This window comes from Mesorhizobium sp. B2-4-15, assembly GCF_006658505.1.
GTDB lineage: Bacteria > Pseudomonadota > Alphaproteobacteria > Rhizobiales > Rhizobiaceae > Mesorhizobium.
This window is the reverse complement of the sequence record NZ_VFUZ01000001.1, coordinates 300,091-315,356: the sequence shown is the minus strand read 5'-3', so window position 1 is coordinate 315,356 and position 15,266 is coordinate 300,091. Positions and strand designations below refer to the sequence as shown.

General features: G+C 63.6%; 15 protein-coding genes and 1 tRNA gene. 7 read left to right on the top strand and 9 right to left on the bottom strand.

Annotated elements, in window-relative coordinates; translation table 11 throughout:
* Window positions 1–84: 84 nt before the first annotated feature.
* Window positions 85–1,404: a murein L,D-transpeptidase family protein gene (locus FJ930_RS01645; RefSeq protein ID WP_141834036.1), complete on the top strand. Its 1,320-nt coding sequence runs from the start codon at window positions 85–87 to the stop codon at window positions 1,402–1,404.
* Between the two features lie 9 nt (window positions 1,405–1,413).
* Window positions 1,414–1,653 (top strand): sulfurtransferase TusA family protein, encoded by a 240-nt coding sequence (locus tag FJ930_RS01640; protein ID WP_140742895.1) that lies wholly within the window; start codon window positions 1,414–1,416, stop codon window positions 1,651–1,653.
* A 232-nt stretch (window positions 1,654–1,885) separates the two neighbouring features.
* Here FJ930_RS01640 and FJ930_RS01635 read toward each other — a convergent pair whose 3' ends face one another.
* Together FJ930_RS01635 and FJ930_RS01630 are read right to left on the bottom strand one after the other, a co-directional pair.
* Window positions 1,886–2,998, bottom strand: a complete 1,113-nt coding sequence (locus tag FJ930_RS01635) for a GTP-binding protein (protein WP_141834033.1) — start codon at window positions 2,996–2,998, stop codon at window positions 1,886–1,888.
* Between the two features lie 3 nt (window positions 2,999–3,001).
* Window positions 3,002–4,165 carry a D-alanyl-D-alanine carboxypeptidase family protein gene (locus tag FJ930_RS01630; RefSeq protein WP_141834030.1) on the bottom strand — a complete coding sequence of 388 codons (1,164 nt, stop codon included), beginning with the start codon at window positions 4,163–4,165 and terminating at the stop codon, window positions 3,002–3,004.
* 236 nt (window positions 4,166–4,401) lie between these two features.
* Between FJ930_RS01630 and FJ930_RS01625 the strand changes: the two genes are divergently transcribed.
* The 3 genes from FJ930_RS01625 to FJ930_RS01615 all read left to right on the top strand — a co-directional run bounded on the left by FJ930_RS01625 (window position 4,402) and on the right by FJ930_RS01615 (window position 6,643).
* Window positions 4,402–5,565, top strand: a complete 1,164-nt coding sequence (locus FJ930_RS01625) for a M20 aminoacylase family protein (protein ID WP_141834028.1) — start codon at window positions 4,402–4,404, stop codon at window positions 5,563–5,565.
* A gap of 83 nt (window positions 5,566–5,648) precedes the next feature.
* A tRNA-Arg gene (locus FJ930_RS01620) sits at window positions 5,649–5,725 on the top strand.
* Between the two features lie 495 nt (window positions 5,726–6,220).
* Window positions 6,221–6,643, top strand: coding sequence for a hypothetical protein (locus tag FJ930_RS01615; RefSeq protein WP_141834025.1), 423 nt, complete (start codon window positions 6,221–6,223; stop codon window positions 6,641–6,643).
* 380 nt (window positions 6,644–7,023) lie between these two features.
* Here FJ930_RS01615 and FJ930_RS01610 read toward each other — a convergent pair whose 3' ends face one another.
* Window positions 7,024–7,377, bottom strand: coding sequence for a cupin domain-containing protein (locus FJ930_RS01610; protein WP_140691636.1), 354 nt, complete (start codon window positions 7,375–7,377; stop codon window positions 7,024–7,026).
* A 135-nt stretch (window positions 7,378–7,512) separates the two neighbouring features.
* Window positions 7,513–8,523, bottom strand: coding sequence for a sugar-binding transcriptional regulator (locus FJ930_RS01605; RefSeq protein WP_141834022.1), 1,011 nt, complete (start codon window positions 8,521–8,523; stop codon window positions 7,513–7,515).
* A gap of 157 nt (window positions 8,524–8,680) precedes the next feature.
* Between FJ930_RS01605 and FJ930_RS01600 the strand changes: the two genes are divergently transcribed.
* Window positions 8,681–9,481, top strand: a complete 801-nt coding sequence (locus tag FJ930_RS01600) for a hypothetical protein (RefSeq protein WP_141834019.1) — start codon at window positions 8,681–8,683, stop codon at window positions 9,479–9,481.
* 23 nt (window positions 9,482–9,504) lie between these two features.
* Here FJ930_RS01600 and ptsP read toward each other — a convergent pair whose 3' ends face one another.
* From ptsP to FJ930_RS01575, 5 genes are all read right to left on the bottom strand, one after another.
* On the bottom strand, window positions 9,505–11,490 hold the full coding sequence (gene ptsP, locus FJ930_RS01595) for a phosphoenolpyruvate--protein phosphotransferase (protein WP_141834016.1): 1,986 nt from the start codon (window positions 11,488–11,490) through the stop codon (window positions 9,505–9,507).
* A 159-nt stretch (window positions 11,491–11,649) separates the two neighbouring features.
* Window positions 11,650–12,030 (bottom strand): PTS glucitol/sorbitol transporter subunit IIA, encoded by a 381-nt coding sequence (locus tag FJ930_RS01590; RefSeq protein WP_141834013.1) that lies wholly within the window; start codon window positions 12,028–12,030, stop codon window positions 11,650–11,652.
* Between the two features lie 27 nt (window positions 12,031–12,057).
* Window positions 12,058–13,059 (bottom strand): PTS glucitol/sorbitol transporter subunit IIB, encoded by a 1,002-nt coding sequence (locus FJ930_RS01585; protein ID WP_140742913.1) that lies wholly within the window; start codon window positions 13,057–13,059, stop codon window positions 12,058–12,060.
* Window positions 13,060–13,075: 16 nt separating this feature from the next.
* A complete protein-coding gene (locus tag FJ930_RS01580) occupies window positions 13,076–13,843 on the bottom strand; it encodes a PTS glucitol/sorbitol transporter subunit IIC (RefSeq protein ID WP_140608745.1) in 768 nt (255 codons plus the stop codon).
* A gap of 52 nt (window positions 13,844–13,895) precedes the next feature.
* Entirely contained in the window at window positions 13,896–14,333 is a 438-nt protein-coding gene (locus FJ930_RS01575) for a transcriptional regulator GutM (protein WP_140742915.1), read from the bottom strand.
* Between the two features lie 190 nt (window positions 14,334–14,523).
* Between FJ930_RS01575 and FJ930_RS01570 the strand changes: the two genes are divergently transcribed.
* Entirely contained in the window at window positions 14,524–15,165 is a 642-nt protein-coding gene (locus FJ930_RS01570) for a hypothetical protein (RefSeq protein ID WP_140742917.1), read from the top strand.
* Window positions 15,166–15,266: the final 101 nt, after the last annotated feature.

The following is a 15,266-nucleotide window of genomic DNA, read 5'->3' as shown; positions in this document are numbered from 1 at the left end:
GGGCTTACGGTCCGTCGGTGTTCAGCATGCGGGCTTGGCTGTTGCGAAGCCATTGGCCCGAGGAAAAAAGACATAGTCGTATCCATGTTTGCCAAGCTCGCCCGCACCGGAATCGTCGCCGCCTCGATAGCCATCGCCGGCTGCAATGATTCGTCGATGAAGGATTTTGCCCCTGAGGCCAACAAGCCGCTGCCCGACAAGATCCTCGCCGACATGAGGGCCAAGGGAATGGTGCGCACCTCCTCGGTGATGGCGCGTATCTTCAAGGAAGAGGGCAAGCTCGAGATCTGGAAGGCCAAGACCAACGGCCGCTACGACATGGTGGCGAGCTACGACATCTGCAAATGGTCGGGCAAGCTCGGACCGAAATACACCGAGGGCGACCGCCAGGCGCCGGAAGGCTTCTACACGGTCCGCCCGGCGCAGATGAATCCGCGCTCGAACTACCATCTGTCCTTCAACATCGGCTTTCCCAACGCCTATGACCGCGCCAACGGCCGCACTGGCCAGAATCTGATGGTGCACGGCGCCTGCTCGTCGTCGGGCTGCTATTCGATGACCGATGCGCAGATCGAGCAGATCTATGCCTTCGGCCGCGACGCCTTCCAGGGTGGCCAGACCGAATTCCAGGTTCAGGCCTTCCCGTTCCGCATGACCGCCGCCAACATGGCGCGCTACCGCAACGACCCGAACTACGAATTCTGGAAGATGCTGAAGGTCGGCTACGACAATTTCGAGATCACCAAGGTGCCGCCGAAGGTTGATGTCTGCGAGAAACGCTATGTCTTCAACCAGGTCGCTCCCGAAGGCACGACCTTCAATCCATCCGGCCCCTGCCCGGCAATGTCGCAGCCGGATTCTCTCAGGACGGCCTACGTCGACTACGAGAAAAGCTATGACGCGGCATTCGGCAGCGCGCTGAAATCCAGTACGCCCGCCCCCAAGCCGACCATCGCCGGCATCAAGGAAGCCAGCATCGTCTCCGACTGGTCGAAGCGCCGGGCGCGCGGCGAGCGCGTGCCGATCGACCCGCCGTCACTCAATGCCGACGGTTCGGTGACCGAGACGATGCGCATGGGCCGCATCGATTCGCCCGCTGGCCGCAAGATGGCGGCACTTGAGGCCGAAAAAGCCGCCAAGCAGAAGGCCCAGGAACAGAGGCTGGCCGCCATAGAGGCCGCCAAGCAAGCCAAGGAAGCCGCCAAGGCACAGGCTCTGGCCGAAAAGGAAGCCGCTAAGGCGCAAGCCGTGGCGGCAAAGGAAGCAGCCAAGCAAGCCCCTGTCGCCACGGCGACCATCGCTGCCCCCACCGAGGCGCCACCGGCCGAAACGCAGGCGGCGAGCGCCGACGAGAGCCGGGTTACCAAGCTGAAGAACAAGCTGCTCGGCATGTTCGGCGGCTGAGGTTTCACCTTGGCCGAACTGACAGCCATCTACGACCTCAAGGGGCTGAACTGCCCCCTGCCCGTGTTGAAAGCGAAGAAGCGTCTGGCTGGGATGCAGCCGGGCAGCCGGCTCTGGCTTGAGACCACCGATCCGCTGGCCGTCATCGACATCCCGGCATTCTGCGCCGACAGCGGCCATCAACTGATCGAGACAGCGGCGATGTCCGGCGGCCACCGCTTTCTGGTCGAGCGCGGCGAGACGATCTGAAAGCGTTTTCTGCTGCGGTTGGCGCTGCCTCTATTGCCCTGCCGGGCATTTCTCCCCGTATAGTAACACGGAGAAAGACGCTGTCGCCGACCGCTTCGCCAACCGCCAGCGTTTTAGGAGAAGCACCGGCGTTGCGGCCATCTCCCTTCTTCCCGTGACTGTACGCGGAGAAGGTGGCGGCAGCCGGATGAGGGCGGCGCGACGTTACGCGAATTGAATCGGACTGAAAGCGCTACCGCCCGGCGATCGCCAGCGGATTGTTTTCCAACGCCGCGCGGTCGGGCGTGTCGATCGATGGCTGGTTGGTGAAGGCGGCGAACAGCCGGCGCACATAGTCTTCCGGCATGTCCAGCGTGATCAGCACCAGCCGCGTGCCGCGCTGGCCGTCCGGCCAGGCAGGCAACCGGGCCGGGGGATGCAGGATCTTCTGCACGCCATGCACCACCAGTGGCCGCGAGGGATCCTCCTTGAGTTCGATGACCCCCTTCATGCGCAGCAGGCGCTCGCCATGTGTGGAGCGCAAAAGGTCGAGGAACATCTCGATCGCCGAGAATGGCACCGGACCGTCATGCACCAGCGAATAGGAGCGCACGCGCTGATCATGACGATGACCATGGTCATGACTGTGATCGTGATCATGGTCGCCATGGTGGTGATGGTCGTGATCGTGCGCCGCCTCCTCGCCGAGCCAGCGCCGCACGTCGGCGGATTTGGTGGCGGGATTGTAGAGGCCGCAGTCAAACAGCGCCGCCACGCCTGTCCCGGGATCGGCGGCATCAAGCAGTTCGGCACCCGGGTTGATCTGCCGCAGGCGCGCCCGCAACCTGTCGAGGTCGCCGGGATCGGTCACCAGTTCGGCCTTGCTCAAGACGATGCGGTCGGCGACCGCGACCTGCTTGACCGCCTCGACATGGACGTCGAGCGTGGCATTGCCATTGACGGCATCGACCAAAGTGATGACGCCGTCGAGCCGGAAGGCCTGGACCAGCGCTGGATGCGCCATGATCGACTGCAGCACCGGCGCCGGATCGGCAAGCCCCGTGGTCTCGACAATGACGCGCGCGAGCCGGGCGATGCGGCCGGTCTGCAGCCGGTCGACCAGGTCGGCCAGCGTGTCGACCAGTTCGCCGCGCACCGTGCAGCACAGGCAGCCGTCGGAAAGCTGGATGATGCCGTCGGACGCCTGCTCGACCAGCAGATGGTCGATCGCCACCTCGCCATATTCATTGATGATGACCGCCGTGTCGGACAGCGCCAGGTCCTTCAGGAGCCGGTTGAGCAGCGTCGTCTTGCCGGCGCCGAGGAAGCCGGTCAGCACCGAGACGGGAATGGGGAAGCCGCTCATTGGCTAATTCGCGGCTTTGACCGGCTGGTCGCCCTGGGCAGCCGAACCCGCCATGGTCGGACCGGCGCCGGCCGGCACCGGCATGTCAGGCCGCCAGCTTGGGATCGGCACGTCGGCATACTGCTGCTCGCCCTCGTCGAGCATCGCCTTCGGTGCCGGACCGGTGGCGCCGCCGAGGCCGACGGCAACCAGCGTCGGCACATGATCGAGCTTCTCCCGGTAAGGCGATTTCGACCCGTCCTTGGCGGCCGCTGGCGGCGCCTCGGACTGCTCCTCCCGCTTCCGCTTCTTGCAGATCTCGTCATGCATATCGTTGGGCGAGACGGTGTCGCCGTAAGGCGCCAGCGTGGCGACGGTGGCCGAGCCGGCGGCCGGCGTGTCAAAACCCTGGTCGAGCAGCCTGGCCGTGGCTTCGGCACGGCTGACCGCCGATTTCTCGCCGAGCACCACCGCCACCAGCGTTCGGCCGTTGCGGGTCGCCGAGCCGATCATGTTGAAGCCGGAAGAGCAGACAAAGCCTGTCTTCATGCCATCGGCGCCGGGATAGCGGCCGATCAGGAGATTGTAGTTCGGGATCGCTTTCTTGCCGACCGCAAGCCCCTCGATGGAGAACCATGGCGCATATTGCGGAAACTCACGGCGGATGGCCATCACCAGGATCGAAAGGTCGCGCGCCGTCGTGTACTGGTCGGGCGAGTAGAGGCCGTTCGGATTGACGAAATGGGTGCCGTTCATGCCGAGCCGGCCCGCTTCGGCGTTCATGCGTTCGGCGAAGGCGCCCTGCGAGCCGCCGACATTCTCGCCGACAGCCATGGCGATGTCGTTGGCCGACTTGACCAGCATCATCTTCAGCGCATTGTCGAGCCGCATCACCGAACCCGGCTTGAAGCCCATCTTGCTCGGCGGCTCGGCAGCGGAATGTTTCGTCACCTTGATTGGCGAATCAAGCTGGACTTCACCGGCCGCGATCGCCCGGAAGGTCACGTAAGCGGTCATCAGCTTGCTGAGCGACGCCGGATACCAGCGCTTGAACGCATCCTGCTGCTGCAGGATCTGGCCGCTTTTCAGGTCGAAGACAACCACCGGATTGGCCAGCGCCGGCCCAGCCAGGACCGACAGCACGATTGCGCCGGCCGAGAATAGTTTGAGGAAATGCCTGTGCCGCATGATCTAATCCGAAATCGCCTCTTGCCCTAATTGCCCCTGGCTCCGTAAGATTTCGTTACGTGACCGCCAGCATGATGGGTCCGCCCCTCAAAAAAACGGATCGCATCGTCGCGGTGCTATTTACCCTATGTGACGCCAACATGGCAAAGTGCCTGACATCACAATTGCAAAACACCGGCCACAATTGCAAAACACCAGGCTGAAGCCGGCTGCTCCAACAACGAAATGGAACCATCATGCCAATCCTGAACCGCGCCGCCGAAATGCAGGACGAAGTTGCCGGCTGGCGCCGGCATCTGCACCAGACGCCGGAGCTGAACTTCGACGTCTTCAAGACGGCGGCCTTCGTCGCCGAAAAGCTGAAAGAGTTCGGCTGCGATGACGTGGTGACCGGCCTTGGCAAGACCGGCGTCGTCGGCATCATCCGCGGCCGTCAGGGCGAAGGCACCACCGTCGGCCTGCGCGCCGACATGGATGCGCTGCCGCTCAACGAGATATCGGACAAGCCCTACGCCTCGACCGTTCCAGGCAAGATGCATGCCTGCGGCCATGACGGCCATACCGCGATGCTGCTGGGTGCCGCGAAATACCTTGCCGAGACGCGCAATTTCGCCGGCTCGGTGGCGGTGATCTTCCAGCCGGCGGAGGAAGGCGGCGGCGGTGGCAACGAGATGGTCAAGGACGGCATGATGGAGCGCTTCGACATCTCCAGGGTGTTCGGCATGCACAACATGCCGGGCCTGCCTGTCGGACAGTTCGCTATCCGCCCAGGCCCGATCATGGCGGCGACGGCCGAATTCACCATCACCGTGAGGGGCCGGGGCGGCCATGCCGCGATGCCGCATGGCACGATCGATCCGATCGTCATCGCCAGCCAGTTGGTCGGCGCGCTGCAGACGATCGCCTCGCGCAGCACCGATCCGGTCGAGGCGGTGGTGGTGTCGGTGACCAAGTTCCATGCCGGCGACGCCTACAACATCATTCCCGAATCGGCCGAGATCGCCGGCACCGTGCGCACCTTGCGCAAGGAGGTCGCCAGGAAGTCGGAAGAGCGCATCCGTGCCATCTGCGAGGGACTGGCGACCGCCTTCGGCGCCAGGATCGAAGTCGAATACGATGCCAACTATCCGGTGACGTTCAACCATGCGGAAGAGACCGTCTTCGCCAGCGACGTTGCGGCCGGCGTGGCGGGCGACGCCCATGTCCACCGGAGCATCCAGCCGGTGATGGGCGGCGAGGATTTCTCCTACATGCTGGAAGCCCGGCCCGGCGCCTTCATCTTCATCGGCAATGGCGACACGGCCGGCCTCCACAACCCGGCCTACGACTTCAACGACGAAGCCATCCCGCACGGCATGAGCTACTGGGTAAAGCTGGCGGAAACGGCGCTGGCCGCCTGACGGCTGCCCACAAGGGCCGGCCGAATTGCCTTCGGCCGGCCTCTTGGCGAAACGATCCGAAGCGGCTATGTGTCGGGCCGCGTGGTCCCGTAGCTCAGTAGGATAGAGCGGCAGATTCCTAATCTGTAGGTCACAGGTTCGATTCCTGTCGGGATCACCACGCAATTTCAATTGTTTACGAAGTGCTGCCGTACTTTTCTCCGGGTTAGTGTGGCGAATTCCGCCGTCAGCCGGCGAGCAATGCTCGTCAAGGAACTCCTCGGAAGACGGCAATCAGGACCACTCACCCAACATTCCGCAAGCTGGGTTTCGTTTCGCGGAAAGCCTCGGTCTCGCCAACAAAGCGAGCTTTGCCTGATCCCAACGGCGATTCAGCAGCGGCCAACGAACCGAACGGCGAGCGCTGAATTTTGCCTCCAGGGCTGTCGCAGGAGAGGCGGTTGAGCCCCGCCGTTCCAGAACTTGTGGCGCGATGATCCAGGCGTCGGCAGCCTTTCGTGCCAGGGGAATCCCCCAGTCCTGGCCACGGCGACATTCAATTTATCGACACCATGGAACTTTGGCGAGAAAGCGGGGTTCAGAAGCGTGGCGATGGCGACCGGGCCTGTCGTTATCTCGGAAAATGAGGACAAACTGGCTCAACAGGAGCTTGACCATGAAACACCAGACACTCGAACAACTGAACGTTATCGCAGAGGTGAACGCGGAATTTCCAACAATGACGCGCCGACAGCGCCTGGAGCGCTGGGCAAATCTCCTCGAGCGCCAACCGGAACGATGCCTGAGCGCGCTTCCCGGCACCGAATATATGAGTGCCAGGGAGCGCAACGAAGCGCATTGCCTGGCATCGCCGATCAGCGTTGCGTTCGAAGACCCGATCCTGCGGGCGCAGGGCCTGGAAGACGACACCTACGGCGCGGCGCGGCGTTTTTTTGAACTGTCCAACTGGCAATTGCATCGCATCGTTTGCCATTGTCATGTCGGTGCGACGATGAAGGCCGGATGGGTCGCACTTGGTGTGCGGGCCGCCATGAATGACGGTGTCTTTGCCAAGCTTAGAGCCCTGTTTAGGGGTTGAGACAAAGCAGGTCGACGGGCCGGTCTCATGGCGGCGACAACGGGCGCCATGGTCCCTTCAGTTGACCTGCTACGATCGCTCGACCGAGTGTTTACTTGTTGCGTCCGGTGCGTCCAATCCTTATCGCCGCGGCGGCGCATCCTCATGTCTGCTCGCGGCCTCCGAATGCGGTGCGGTCCGTTCTTCCTGAACCACGGAAACGGAGGAAGCGTAATCAACCTACTGAATGCAACCGGGAGTCAGGACGTGGCTTCATCGCGAGCATTCGGTCGTTGAACGGGGGCACTGAAGTAACCTCTCGAAACCAATGAGACAAAGAAAAAGCCCGCCATGGCGAACCATGACGGGCTTCTTCATGTCTCGAATGCGATCGGGCCGCCTCAGCCGACCCTGACCACGAAATGCTTGGTCACCGGCTCGATGATCTTCCAGGTGCCCTTGAAATCGGCTTCCACCACGAAGGCATCGCCAGGACCCACTTCGACCGGCGTGCCGCCATCGGGCGTGATGATGATGCGGCCGGCGATCATGTGCACGAACTCATAGTCGGTGTAGGTCGCGTGATAGGTGCCGGGCGTCGCCCGCCAGGTTCCCGACATCACCTTGCCGTCCTCTGTCGTGTGCTGGACGGCGGTTTGCATGGTCGGTCTGCCTTCGACCACGATCCAGCCGGGCAGATCGCCGGCGTCCGCGTGCTCCACCGCGCCAAATTTAAGGATCGTCTTGTTCGTCATGCCGGGCTCCGTTTGCTTCATCTGTCCGACAGGTCGGATAGCCGATGCACATGACGGGAGCAATGCGTGCACCGCGAAAACCACTGGGGTTAGACAGCACAGCTGGGCCTGGCCGGACTGTGCACCTCGGCTCCTTCAGCTTTCGCCGACCGCGTCGAGCATGCGCCTTGCGCTCTCCTCGTCGGTGATCAGGATTGTCGGCGCGATCAGGTTCATGGCGCCGAGCAAGGCCTCGACCTTCTCCTCGCCGCCGGAGGTCAGGATACGGATCGGCGCCTTGCGCAACCGGTCGACATCCACCGACATCACCAGGGTGTTGATCGGATGATCGACCAGGTCACCATTGCGGTCGAAGAAATGAAACAGGAGATCGCCGACAGCCCCGCGCGACACCAGCGCCTCGCGCTCCGCCTCCTTGAGGAAGCCACCGCGATAGAAGGTGGTCGCCGAAGCAATGCCGCCGATGCTGACCAGCACGGCATCGAGCGTGTCGGCCATCTCGAAGATCTCCTGCAGGCCGCAACGCTCGACCAGCGCGATCTTGGTCTCGACACTGTCGACGACAGCCGGCGTCGGGATAAGGTAGCCGTCGCCCTGGAAGACCTGGGCGAAACGCCAGGCGAACTCCGCCGGATTGTAGCGTCGCGCGACGCCGACGCCGCCCAGCAGTGAAATGACCTTGAAATCGGCAAGCGACTTGGCGCTGATGAACGGCAGGCTCGAGAACAGCGTCCGGCCCCAGCCGACGCCAACGCGCATGCCCGACTTCATCGTGTCGGACAGGAAAATGCCGGTCTTGGCGCTGATCGCGGGGATCGGGTCGGCATTGGGGGCGGTGAGCGGCGCCACCAGCGCCTGCTGGAGGCCGAACGTCCGCTCCAGCGCGCGCTCCAGCCGCACGATCTCCGACAATTCGCTCTCGATGGTGATCTTCACCTCGTTGCGCGAGCGCGCCTCCGCCAGCATGCGCACGATGGTGACGCGGCCGACGCCGAGCACATCGGCGATCTCGTTCTGCGTCATCTGCTCGACGAAATACATCCAGGCGGCCCGAACCCTGAGACGATCCGTCCGGCTTTCGGCGACGACCTGCTCCGTCGCCTCGGCCTCTGTCCGCCCCTCGTCGGTCTTTCGTCGCCTGCCCAAATCATCCCTCCCCCGCGGCGCCGGACATATGCGCCGTTGCCGATTCTGCACGCTGGTCTAGTATCGCCTATTGATCTACCAATCGATAGGAACAATGTAGGGTGCGTGGCCGGCCCCTTGCTGGCGGCCCTCCACGGCACTTTCGAGGCAAACCGCGATGCTGCGACAAATCTCCGAAGACGTCCGCGTCAACCTGAAGGACCGGTTGCGGGAGATCCGCGATCTCATCCGCCAGAGCCGTCATGACGGCCGCGGCGACGCCAGCATCCTGCGCGAAGCCACCAGCCATTTGCCGCCGTTTCCGGGCAAGGGCATCGAAGGCTTGCTTAGCCATGCCGCGAGCGCCGTCGACGACGCGCTGTCGATCGCCGAATCCTTTGTCCTGCACGAGCGCCCGATCAAGGTGGACGGCACGACCGTAAAAGGCCTTGGCACCTATTTCCCGACCGGAAACGAAGAGCGGCAGTTGAGCGCCGAGCGCCTGTTCCGGCGCGACATGTACTACCTTACCAAGGCGGTGCTCGCCGGGCTGAAGATCGACAATGCCCGCATCCATGAAGCCGATTTTGCCGCCGCCCACACCGCCATGCGTAAGCGCCATGGCGATCTCCTGGCCGCCCTGGCCGCGCCCGATGCCGGACTGCAGGCGATCGCGGCCACCTGCGCTGCGCTGCTGGTCGAGTTGCTCAACCAGCGTCCGGTCCACTTTGACGAAGCCGCGCCGGAAACGACGGCTACTGGCGGCTGGGCACTCGACATAAGCTGCCTGGCGCCGGTCGTTCTGGCCTGCGGCCTGGCGACGACCGGCCGCGACGGCGCGCCGGAGCCGGACATGCTGGAGATCGCGATACTGGCAGCCGATATCCGTCACGACCGCATTGTGCAGGCCTGCGCCAAGGCAAGCCCGGTCGACGAACTGAGACCTGTCTTCGCCACCTTGCTTGCCCACTTGCCGTAAGCTCCAGCAGCGGTTCCGGAACTCTATTCCCCGGCCACCATGGCCGTGATCGCCTTCTTGGCGCGCTGGATCGAAGCCGGGCTCATCGAAAGCTCGGTCAGGCCCATCTTGATGAAGGCCGGGATCAGATCCGGCCGGCCCGCCGCCTCACCGCACATGCCCACCATGATGCCGGCGGCGACCCCTGCCCTGGCCGTCAGTTCGATCGCCGACAGGACAGCCGGATTGGTGACGTCGTTGAGCTTCGCCACGGTCGGGTTGAGCCGGTCGGCGGCCATGATGTATTGGGTCAGGTCATTGGTGCCGATCGAGAAGAAAGCCACCTCCTTGGCCAGCGCCGGCGCGATCAGCACCGCCGCCGGGGTCTCGATCATCACGCCGAGATCGAACGTCGCGTGCGGCACGTCTTCCGCCTTCAGTTCGGCGGCGCATTCATCGACCAACACCCTTGTTCGCCTCACCTCGTCAATGTCGGCGACCATCGGCAGCATCACCTTGACGTTGCCATGCACGGTTGCTCGCAGCAGCGCCCTGAGCTGGCGCTTGAAGATATCGGGCCGGTCGAGGCACATTCGGATGCCGCGCCAGCCGAGGAAGGGGTTCTCCTCGTCGGGAAACTCGATGCCGGCGATCGGCTTGTCACCGCCGATGTCGAGCGTGCGCACGATGACAGGATATGGCGCGAAGGCCTTGGCCAGCGCCGCATAAGTCTCGGCCTGCATGTCTTCCGAGGGAAGGTGCATATGGCGCATGAACAGAAGCTCGGTGCGGAACAGGCCGACACCCATGGCGCCGGCCTCCTGGGCGGCCTCGATTTCTTCGAGCGAGCCGATATTGGCCGCGACCTCGATGACCCTTCCGTCGGCGCGCTTCGGTGTCACCGTCTTGAAGGCGGTCAGGCCGGCACGCTCCTTTGCAGCCGCTTCGACGCGGCCGGCGAAGTCGGCTCGAGTCGCCGCGTCGGGGTCGATGATCACCTGCCCGGTATTGCCGTCGAGCGCCACATGGTGAGCCGTGCGCAAGGCGTTGATCTGGTCGCCAAGGCCCAGCACCGCCGGGATGCCGTGTGAGCGGGCGATGATGGCGATATGCGAGGTGGCGCCGCCATGGCCGCACACCACGCCGCCGATGCGTTTCAAGGGCGCGCGCGCCAGGTCCCAGGCGCCGATGTCGTCGGCGATGAGGATGGCGCCCTCGGGGATGTTCTCGAGGCTGACGTCGTCCTGCCCGAGCAGCACCAGGCAGATCTGCCGTCCGACCGCATGGACGTCGTCCGCCCGCGCATTGAGATAGTGATCGTCGACGGCGCTGAAATCGGCGGCGATGGTGGAGGCGGCAGTAATGATGGCCGAGATCGCGTCATTACCGCCCTTGATCGCCTTCTCGGCCTCGCCGGTCAGGCTATCGTCCACGGCAATATCGCGAAGCGCCGCGACGATGCCGCGGTCGCCGGCCGACAGGCTGTCCTGCGCCAAGGCCCGGTCCATGCGCGCCTGGACGGCGGCGACGGCGGCGCGGAACCTGTCGATCTCAGCGGCGATCTCGTCGGCCTGCAGCATGCGGCCCTGCCCGGCGATCTCCGGCGGGAAATGCGCGAAGGCCGGCCCGATGGCGACGCCCTCGCTCGCGGCGACACCGCGCAGGCCATTTGCCTGGCTGGGTGCGGAAGATGCCGATTGGGGCGCTGCTGCGGGTGCCGCCGCCTGGCCGGCGTCCTTCGCCGGGCTCTGCGGCTCCGCTTCGTCCTCGAGACCCGCCTTGGGGTTCTCGAGATAGCCTATCAGCGCTTCGATCGCCTCGATGGCGTCGGCGCCGTTCGCCCGCACGGTGACTTCCTGGTTTTCCTTGACCGCCAGAAGCATCAGCTTGACCGAACTCTTGGCGCTGACCGCCTTGCCGTCCTTGATCAGCTCGACATCGGACTCGAACCCCTTGGCGAGCTTGACGAACCGCGTGGCGGGACGGGCGTGCAAACCTTCATGCACTCTGACGATGGTCGAGCGTTCCATGGCAAATACTCTGCTTTTCCTAGAGCAATTCGGCGTTTCAAGGGAACGGCGAACTGCTCTAACTCTTTGTTTTGACGCAATTCCGGACGGAAAACCTTTTCGCACTTTTCCTGGAATTGCTCTGGCGCCGTGACCAGACAGGTCGTGGCGCGCGTGCTTTCAGGCGGCGATGGTGATGATCGCGTCTCTCTTCAGGGCGGCCACGAGCGCTTGGGTGTCGACCTGCGATGCGCAGATCTCGCCCGGCCTCTCGGCCTCGGTGGCGCCGTTGAATGAGATGACGACGTGGCCCATCTCGAGGACCTTGCTCCAGGCGCTGGAGCCAACCGCTGTTATAATGGCTGAAACCGGACCGACAGTGATCGAAGCGCCCTTGGCGGGCGCTCCGTCACTTGGTCCCTGCTCCGTCTTGTGCAGGACGGAGACTTCGGCAAGCTCCGGCGGCGAGCCATCCGCAAACAGGATGACCACGCCTCCTTCGGCAAGGTCCGCCACTTCGGGCCCGATGGAAGTGACCCGTGTTCTCAACAGAACCGTCATGTGGCGAACCTCATTTCCTTGCTCTCTTTAAAACACGATCAGGCTGACGACCCAGGCAATCAACACCGAGACCGGGCCCATGATCTGGCGGCTGATGAGCACCGCCGGCACGCCGATTTCGATCGTCTTCGGCTTGGCTTCACCGAGTGCCAGGCCGACTGGCACGAAGTCGCAGCCCACCTGGGTGTTGTAGGCAAACAGCGCCGGCAGGGCCATTGCCGGCGAAATCGTGCCGTTGGCGATCTGCGGGCCGATGATGGCAACACCGATGACCTGCGCGATCACAGCGCCTGGCCCGAGGATGGGCGACAGGAACGGCAGGCCGCAGATGGCCGATATGACCAGCAGGCCGACGATGTTGTTGGCCAGCGGACCCATCGGCTGCGCCAGCACGTCACCGATGCCGGTGTAGAGGATCAGGCCGATGAGCATCGTCACGAAGGCCATGAACGGCAGCACGTTGCGCACCACCTGGTCGATCGTGCGCCGGCCGGCATTGAAGAAGATGCCGACCACACGACCCATGGCACGGCCGATCGTGCTTATGAAGCCGATCAACCCGCCTTCGCTCGGCAGCGGCTGCGCCGCGGCCGCTTTGGTGTTGCTTGAACTCATCGATGCTGCTCCCCCCGCAGTGGTGACCGCCTCGGATCCGTCCGCCATTGTGACGTTGGCCGGCTTCACGCCCGAAACGTAGATGTCCTCCGTGATGAACTGGGCGAGCGGCCCAGCCTGTCCGACCGGCGTCAGATTGACGGTCGGGATGCGCTTGCGCGGATAGACGCCGCATCTGGCGGTGCCGCCGCAGTCGACGACGACGACAGCCATCTCGCCTTCGATCGGCGGTGCCTTGAAGCCGTCGACGGCCTCTGCGCCGGTCATTTCGGCAATCAGCTGCGCCACCGGGTGAATACCGCCGCCGGTGACGGAGACGACCTTGTTGCGCTGCTCGGTCGGCTCGATGACGAGCGGACCGCCCCAACCTGTGGAGCCTCGGGAGATTTTTACGGCTTTGTATGTCTTGGCCATGATGTCCTCCCCGCCCTTACAGCTCGACGCCCTGGCGGCGTGCCATGATGGCGGTGATGCGCTCGGTCAGCATGCCCTTGAGCAGGATGACGACGAGGCCGACGATGGCGTACCAGATCGCCACCTTGACGTGGTAGCCGGCGACGACGACGCCCCGCTTCTCAAGATCGAGCAAGGCCACAAGCATGCCGCCCCAGACGAAATATTCGCCAGGGTTGATGTGCGGGAAAAGGCCGAGCGGCGGGTGCACGTAGGATACGGCCGCGTCATAGAAGGCCGGCTTGTGCTTTTCTTCCAGGAACGAGCCGAAGGTATAGGCCATCGGGTTGGTTAGGAAGAACACCGCCAGCAGCGGCAGCACGGTGTAGCGGGTCAGCGCGATGCGGCCGGCACCACGCGCCAGACCGTGGACACGCTCTTCGCCGACCAGCTCGGTGACGGCGTAGAAGGCTGTCATCAGCACGACAAGTGTCGGGATGATGCCGGTGACGAAGCCGGCGAAAACCTCGCCGCCCTTCTGGAAGATGCCGATGAAGTACTTGCCGATTGCAGTGAGCCAGCCAAGCTGCTCTTCCTGCTGCACGTTTTTCAGCTGTTCCTTCAGCTGATCGGCGGTGACCGGGGCGCTGTCGGTCTGCGCCTGCGCCAGAACCACGAGATGATCGGAAGCATGCTCGACGGCGAGCTTGCCATGCAAAGCAGCATCCGAGACCATGGCACCCGCGACATGCAGATTGTGCACGGCCATGTCGGCATGCTGCGCCAACAACGAAAATACAGACATTTCTCCTCCTTATGCCGCCCGCCGGTTGAGCCCAGTCGGTGCGCGGCGTCCTCTAAGCCCTTGCTACATTCAAGCCGGACAGGCCCGGCTTCTTCCCCGGCTCTGACCGTGCTTTGTCGATCTGTTCGATCGCCCGCTTCACGGCCTCGGCCACACCGGGTTCCCCCTCCCCCATGATCGCAGGGTTGGACCGGAGTCGATCGAGGGGAACACCCTCGAATTCTTCATGTCGCTTGAATTTCGTGAAGACGGATCGCCCGCTCATCACCATCATGCGGCGCACCGTCAGGTCGGGCGTCACCACGACGAGCGCGATGGTCCCCTTGGCCAACCGGCCGCGAAAATTGCCGGCTCCGACGAAGCCATCCCTGTACTGGTCGGTGACACCGCGGAACACATCCGAATAGTGCCGCATCTGCAGCCAGACGCCGAGCGACTGCAGCGCCCACACAATAACCAGCAGAAGCAGTCCCCACTGCCAAATCGCCATTCGGTTCTCCTCCCGAAGCCTTCGTCGAAGCGCACCTTGGACCGACGCGCGGCAACAGCAAAGTGAGAACATTTGTTTCCGCGAATGTCAATATGTATGATATTGACCGCATCAGCTCATCCACAGGGCCGCCGGCCGATTTCGGCGGCGGCACGGCTGTGCTAGCCTGTCACCAAACGGGATGCATGCAATGGAACTGCCCTTCAGGGACGAACTGGTCCTTATGCCCGACCTGCGCCACCGGTTGCGGCAGTTGCGCTGGTTCCGTGCCACCTTCCGCGGCAGTGCCAAGGTGGTTTCGGACACGTTCGGCGTGCGTTTCGAGATCGACGAGGCGAAGCTCACCAGGGCCTTTCTCGACTGGGTCGAGATCATGGAAGCGCAAAAGCGCTTCGCCGAAGTCGACCGTGCCGACTTTATCGTCTTTGCCGCCGGCCTCGTGCTGCGCGAACTGATAAAGCAGGCGCCGGCCAGGGAAATCTCCGGCCTCGCGCAACTGACCGAAACAGAGCAGAATGCCAGCACGCTGGAGATCATCCGCTTCTGGCCGGAGGGCTTCCTCTACACCAACTACTGCGTCTCTGCGATTTCAGCCATCTACGAGCAGGAATTCGGCTCGGCACCCAGCATCGACAAATGCGCCGACGATCTGCGTACTTGGTGGTCCTATCGCGAGAACGTCACCGAGATGCCCGCCTATGCGGTGGCTTTCCTCGACCGCTTCCTCGGCGCCGAGCCGAACTGGATCACGCCGGACCGCGCGCAGTCAAGGCAAGCCATGCAACGGGCGCTCGGCTCCTCCCGCGCCAGCGATGCGTTGCGCCGGCTTTGAAGGCCCTTCGGCTTTATGCTCCAAAAGTCCTCAAACCACCGCGCTATTGAACATTTGACTTTTTGCCGATAGCGATGTGCGAAATCTGACTTGAGGAGACA

Excerpts from the sequence above, each read along its gene's own strand:
- FJ930_RS01645 (WP_141834036.1), top strand. The coding sequence starts at position 85 with ATGTTTGCCAAGCTCGCCCGCACCGGAATCGTCGCCGCCTCGATAGCC.
- FJ930_RS01635 (WP_141834033.1), bottom strand. The coding sequence starts at position 2,998 with ATGAGCGGCTTCCCCATTCCCGTCTCGGTGCTGACCGGCTTCCTCGGC.
- FJ930_RS01630 (WP_141834030.1), bottom strand. The coding sequence starts at position 4,165 with ATGCGGCACAGGCATTTCCTCAAACTATTCTCGGCCGGCGCAATCGTG.
- FJ930_RS01625 (WP_141834028.1), top strand. The coding sequence starts at position 4,402 with ATGCCAATCCTGAACCGCGCCGCCGAAATGCAGGACGAAGTTGCCGGC.
- FJ930_RS01615 (WP_141834025.1), top strand. The coding sequence starts at position 6,221 with ATGAAACACCAGACACTCGAACAACTGAACGTTATCGCAGAGGTGAAC.
- FJ930_RS01610 (WP_140691636.1), bottom strand. The coding sequence starts at position 7,377 with ATGACGAACAAGACGATCCTTAAATTTGGCGCGGTGGAGCACGCGGAC.
- FJ930_RS01600 (WP_141834019.1), top strand. The coding sequence starts at position 8,681 with ATGCTGCGACAAATCTCCGAAGACGTCCGCGTCAACCTGAAGGACCGG.
- ptsP (WP_141834016.1), bottom strand. The coding sequence starts at position 11,490 with ATGGAACGCTCGACCATCGTCAGAGTGCATGAAGGTTTGCACGCCCGT.
- FJ930_RS01590 (WP_141834013.1), bottom strand. The coding sequence starts at position 12,030 with ATGACGGTTCTGTTGAGAACACGGGTCACTTCCATCGGGCCCGAAGTG.
- FJ930_RS01585 (WP_140742913.1), bottom strand. The coding sequence starts at position 13,059 with ATGGCCAAGACATACAAAGCCGTAAAAATCTCCCGAGGCTCCACAGGT.
- FJ930_RS01580 (WP_140608745.1), bottom strand. The coding sequence starts at position 13,843 with ATGTCTGTATTTTCGTTGTTGGCGCAGCATGCCGACATGGCCGTGCAC.
- FJ930_RS01575 (WP_140742915.1), bottom strand. The coding sequence starts at position 14,333 with ATGGCGATTTGGCAGTGGGGACTGCTTCTGCTGGTTATTGTGTGGGCG.
- FJ930_RS01570 (WP_140742917.1), top strand. The coding sequence starts at position 14,524 with ATGGAACTGCCCTTCAGGGACGAACTGGTCCTTATGCCCGACCTGCGC.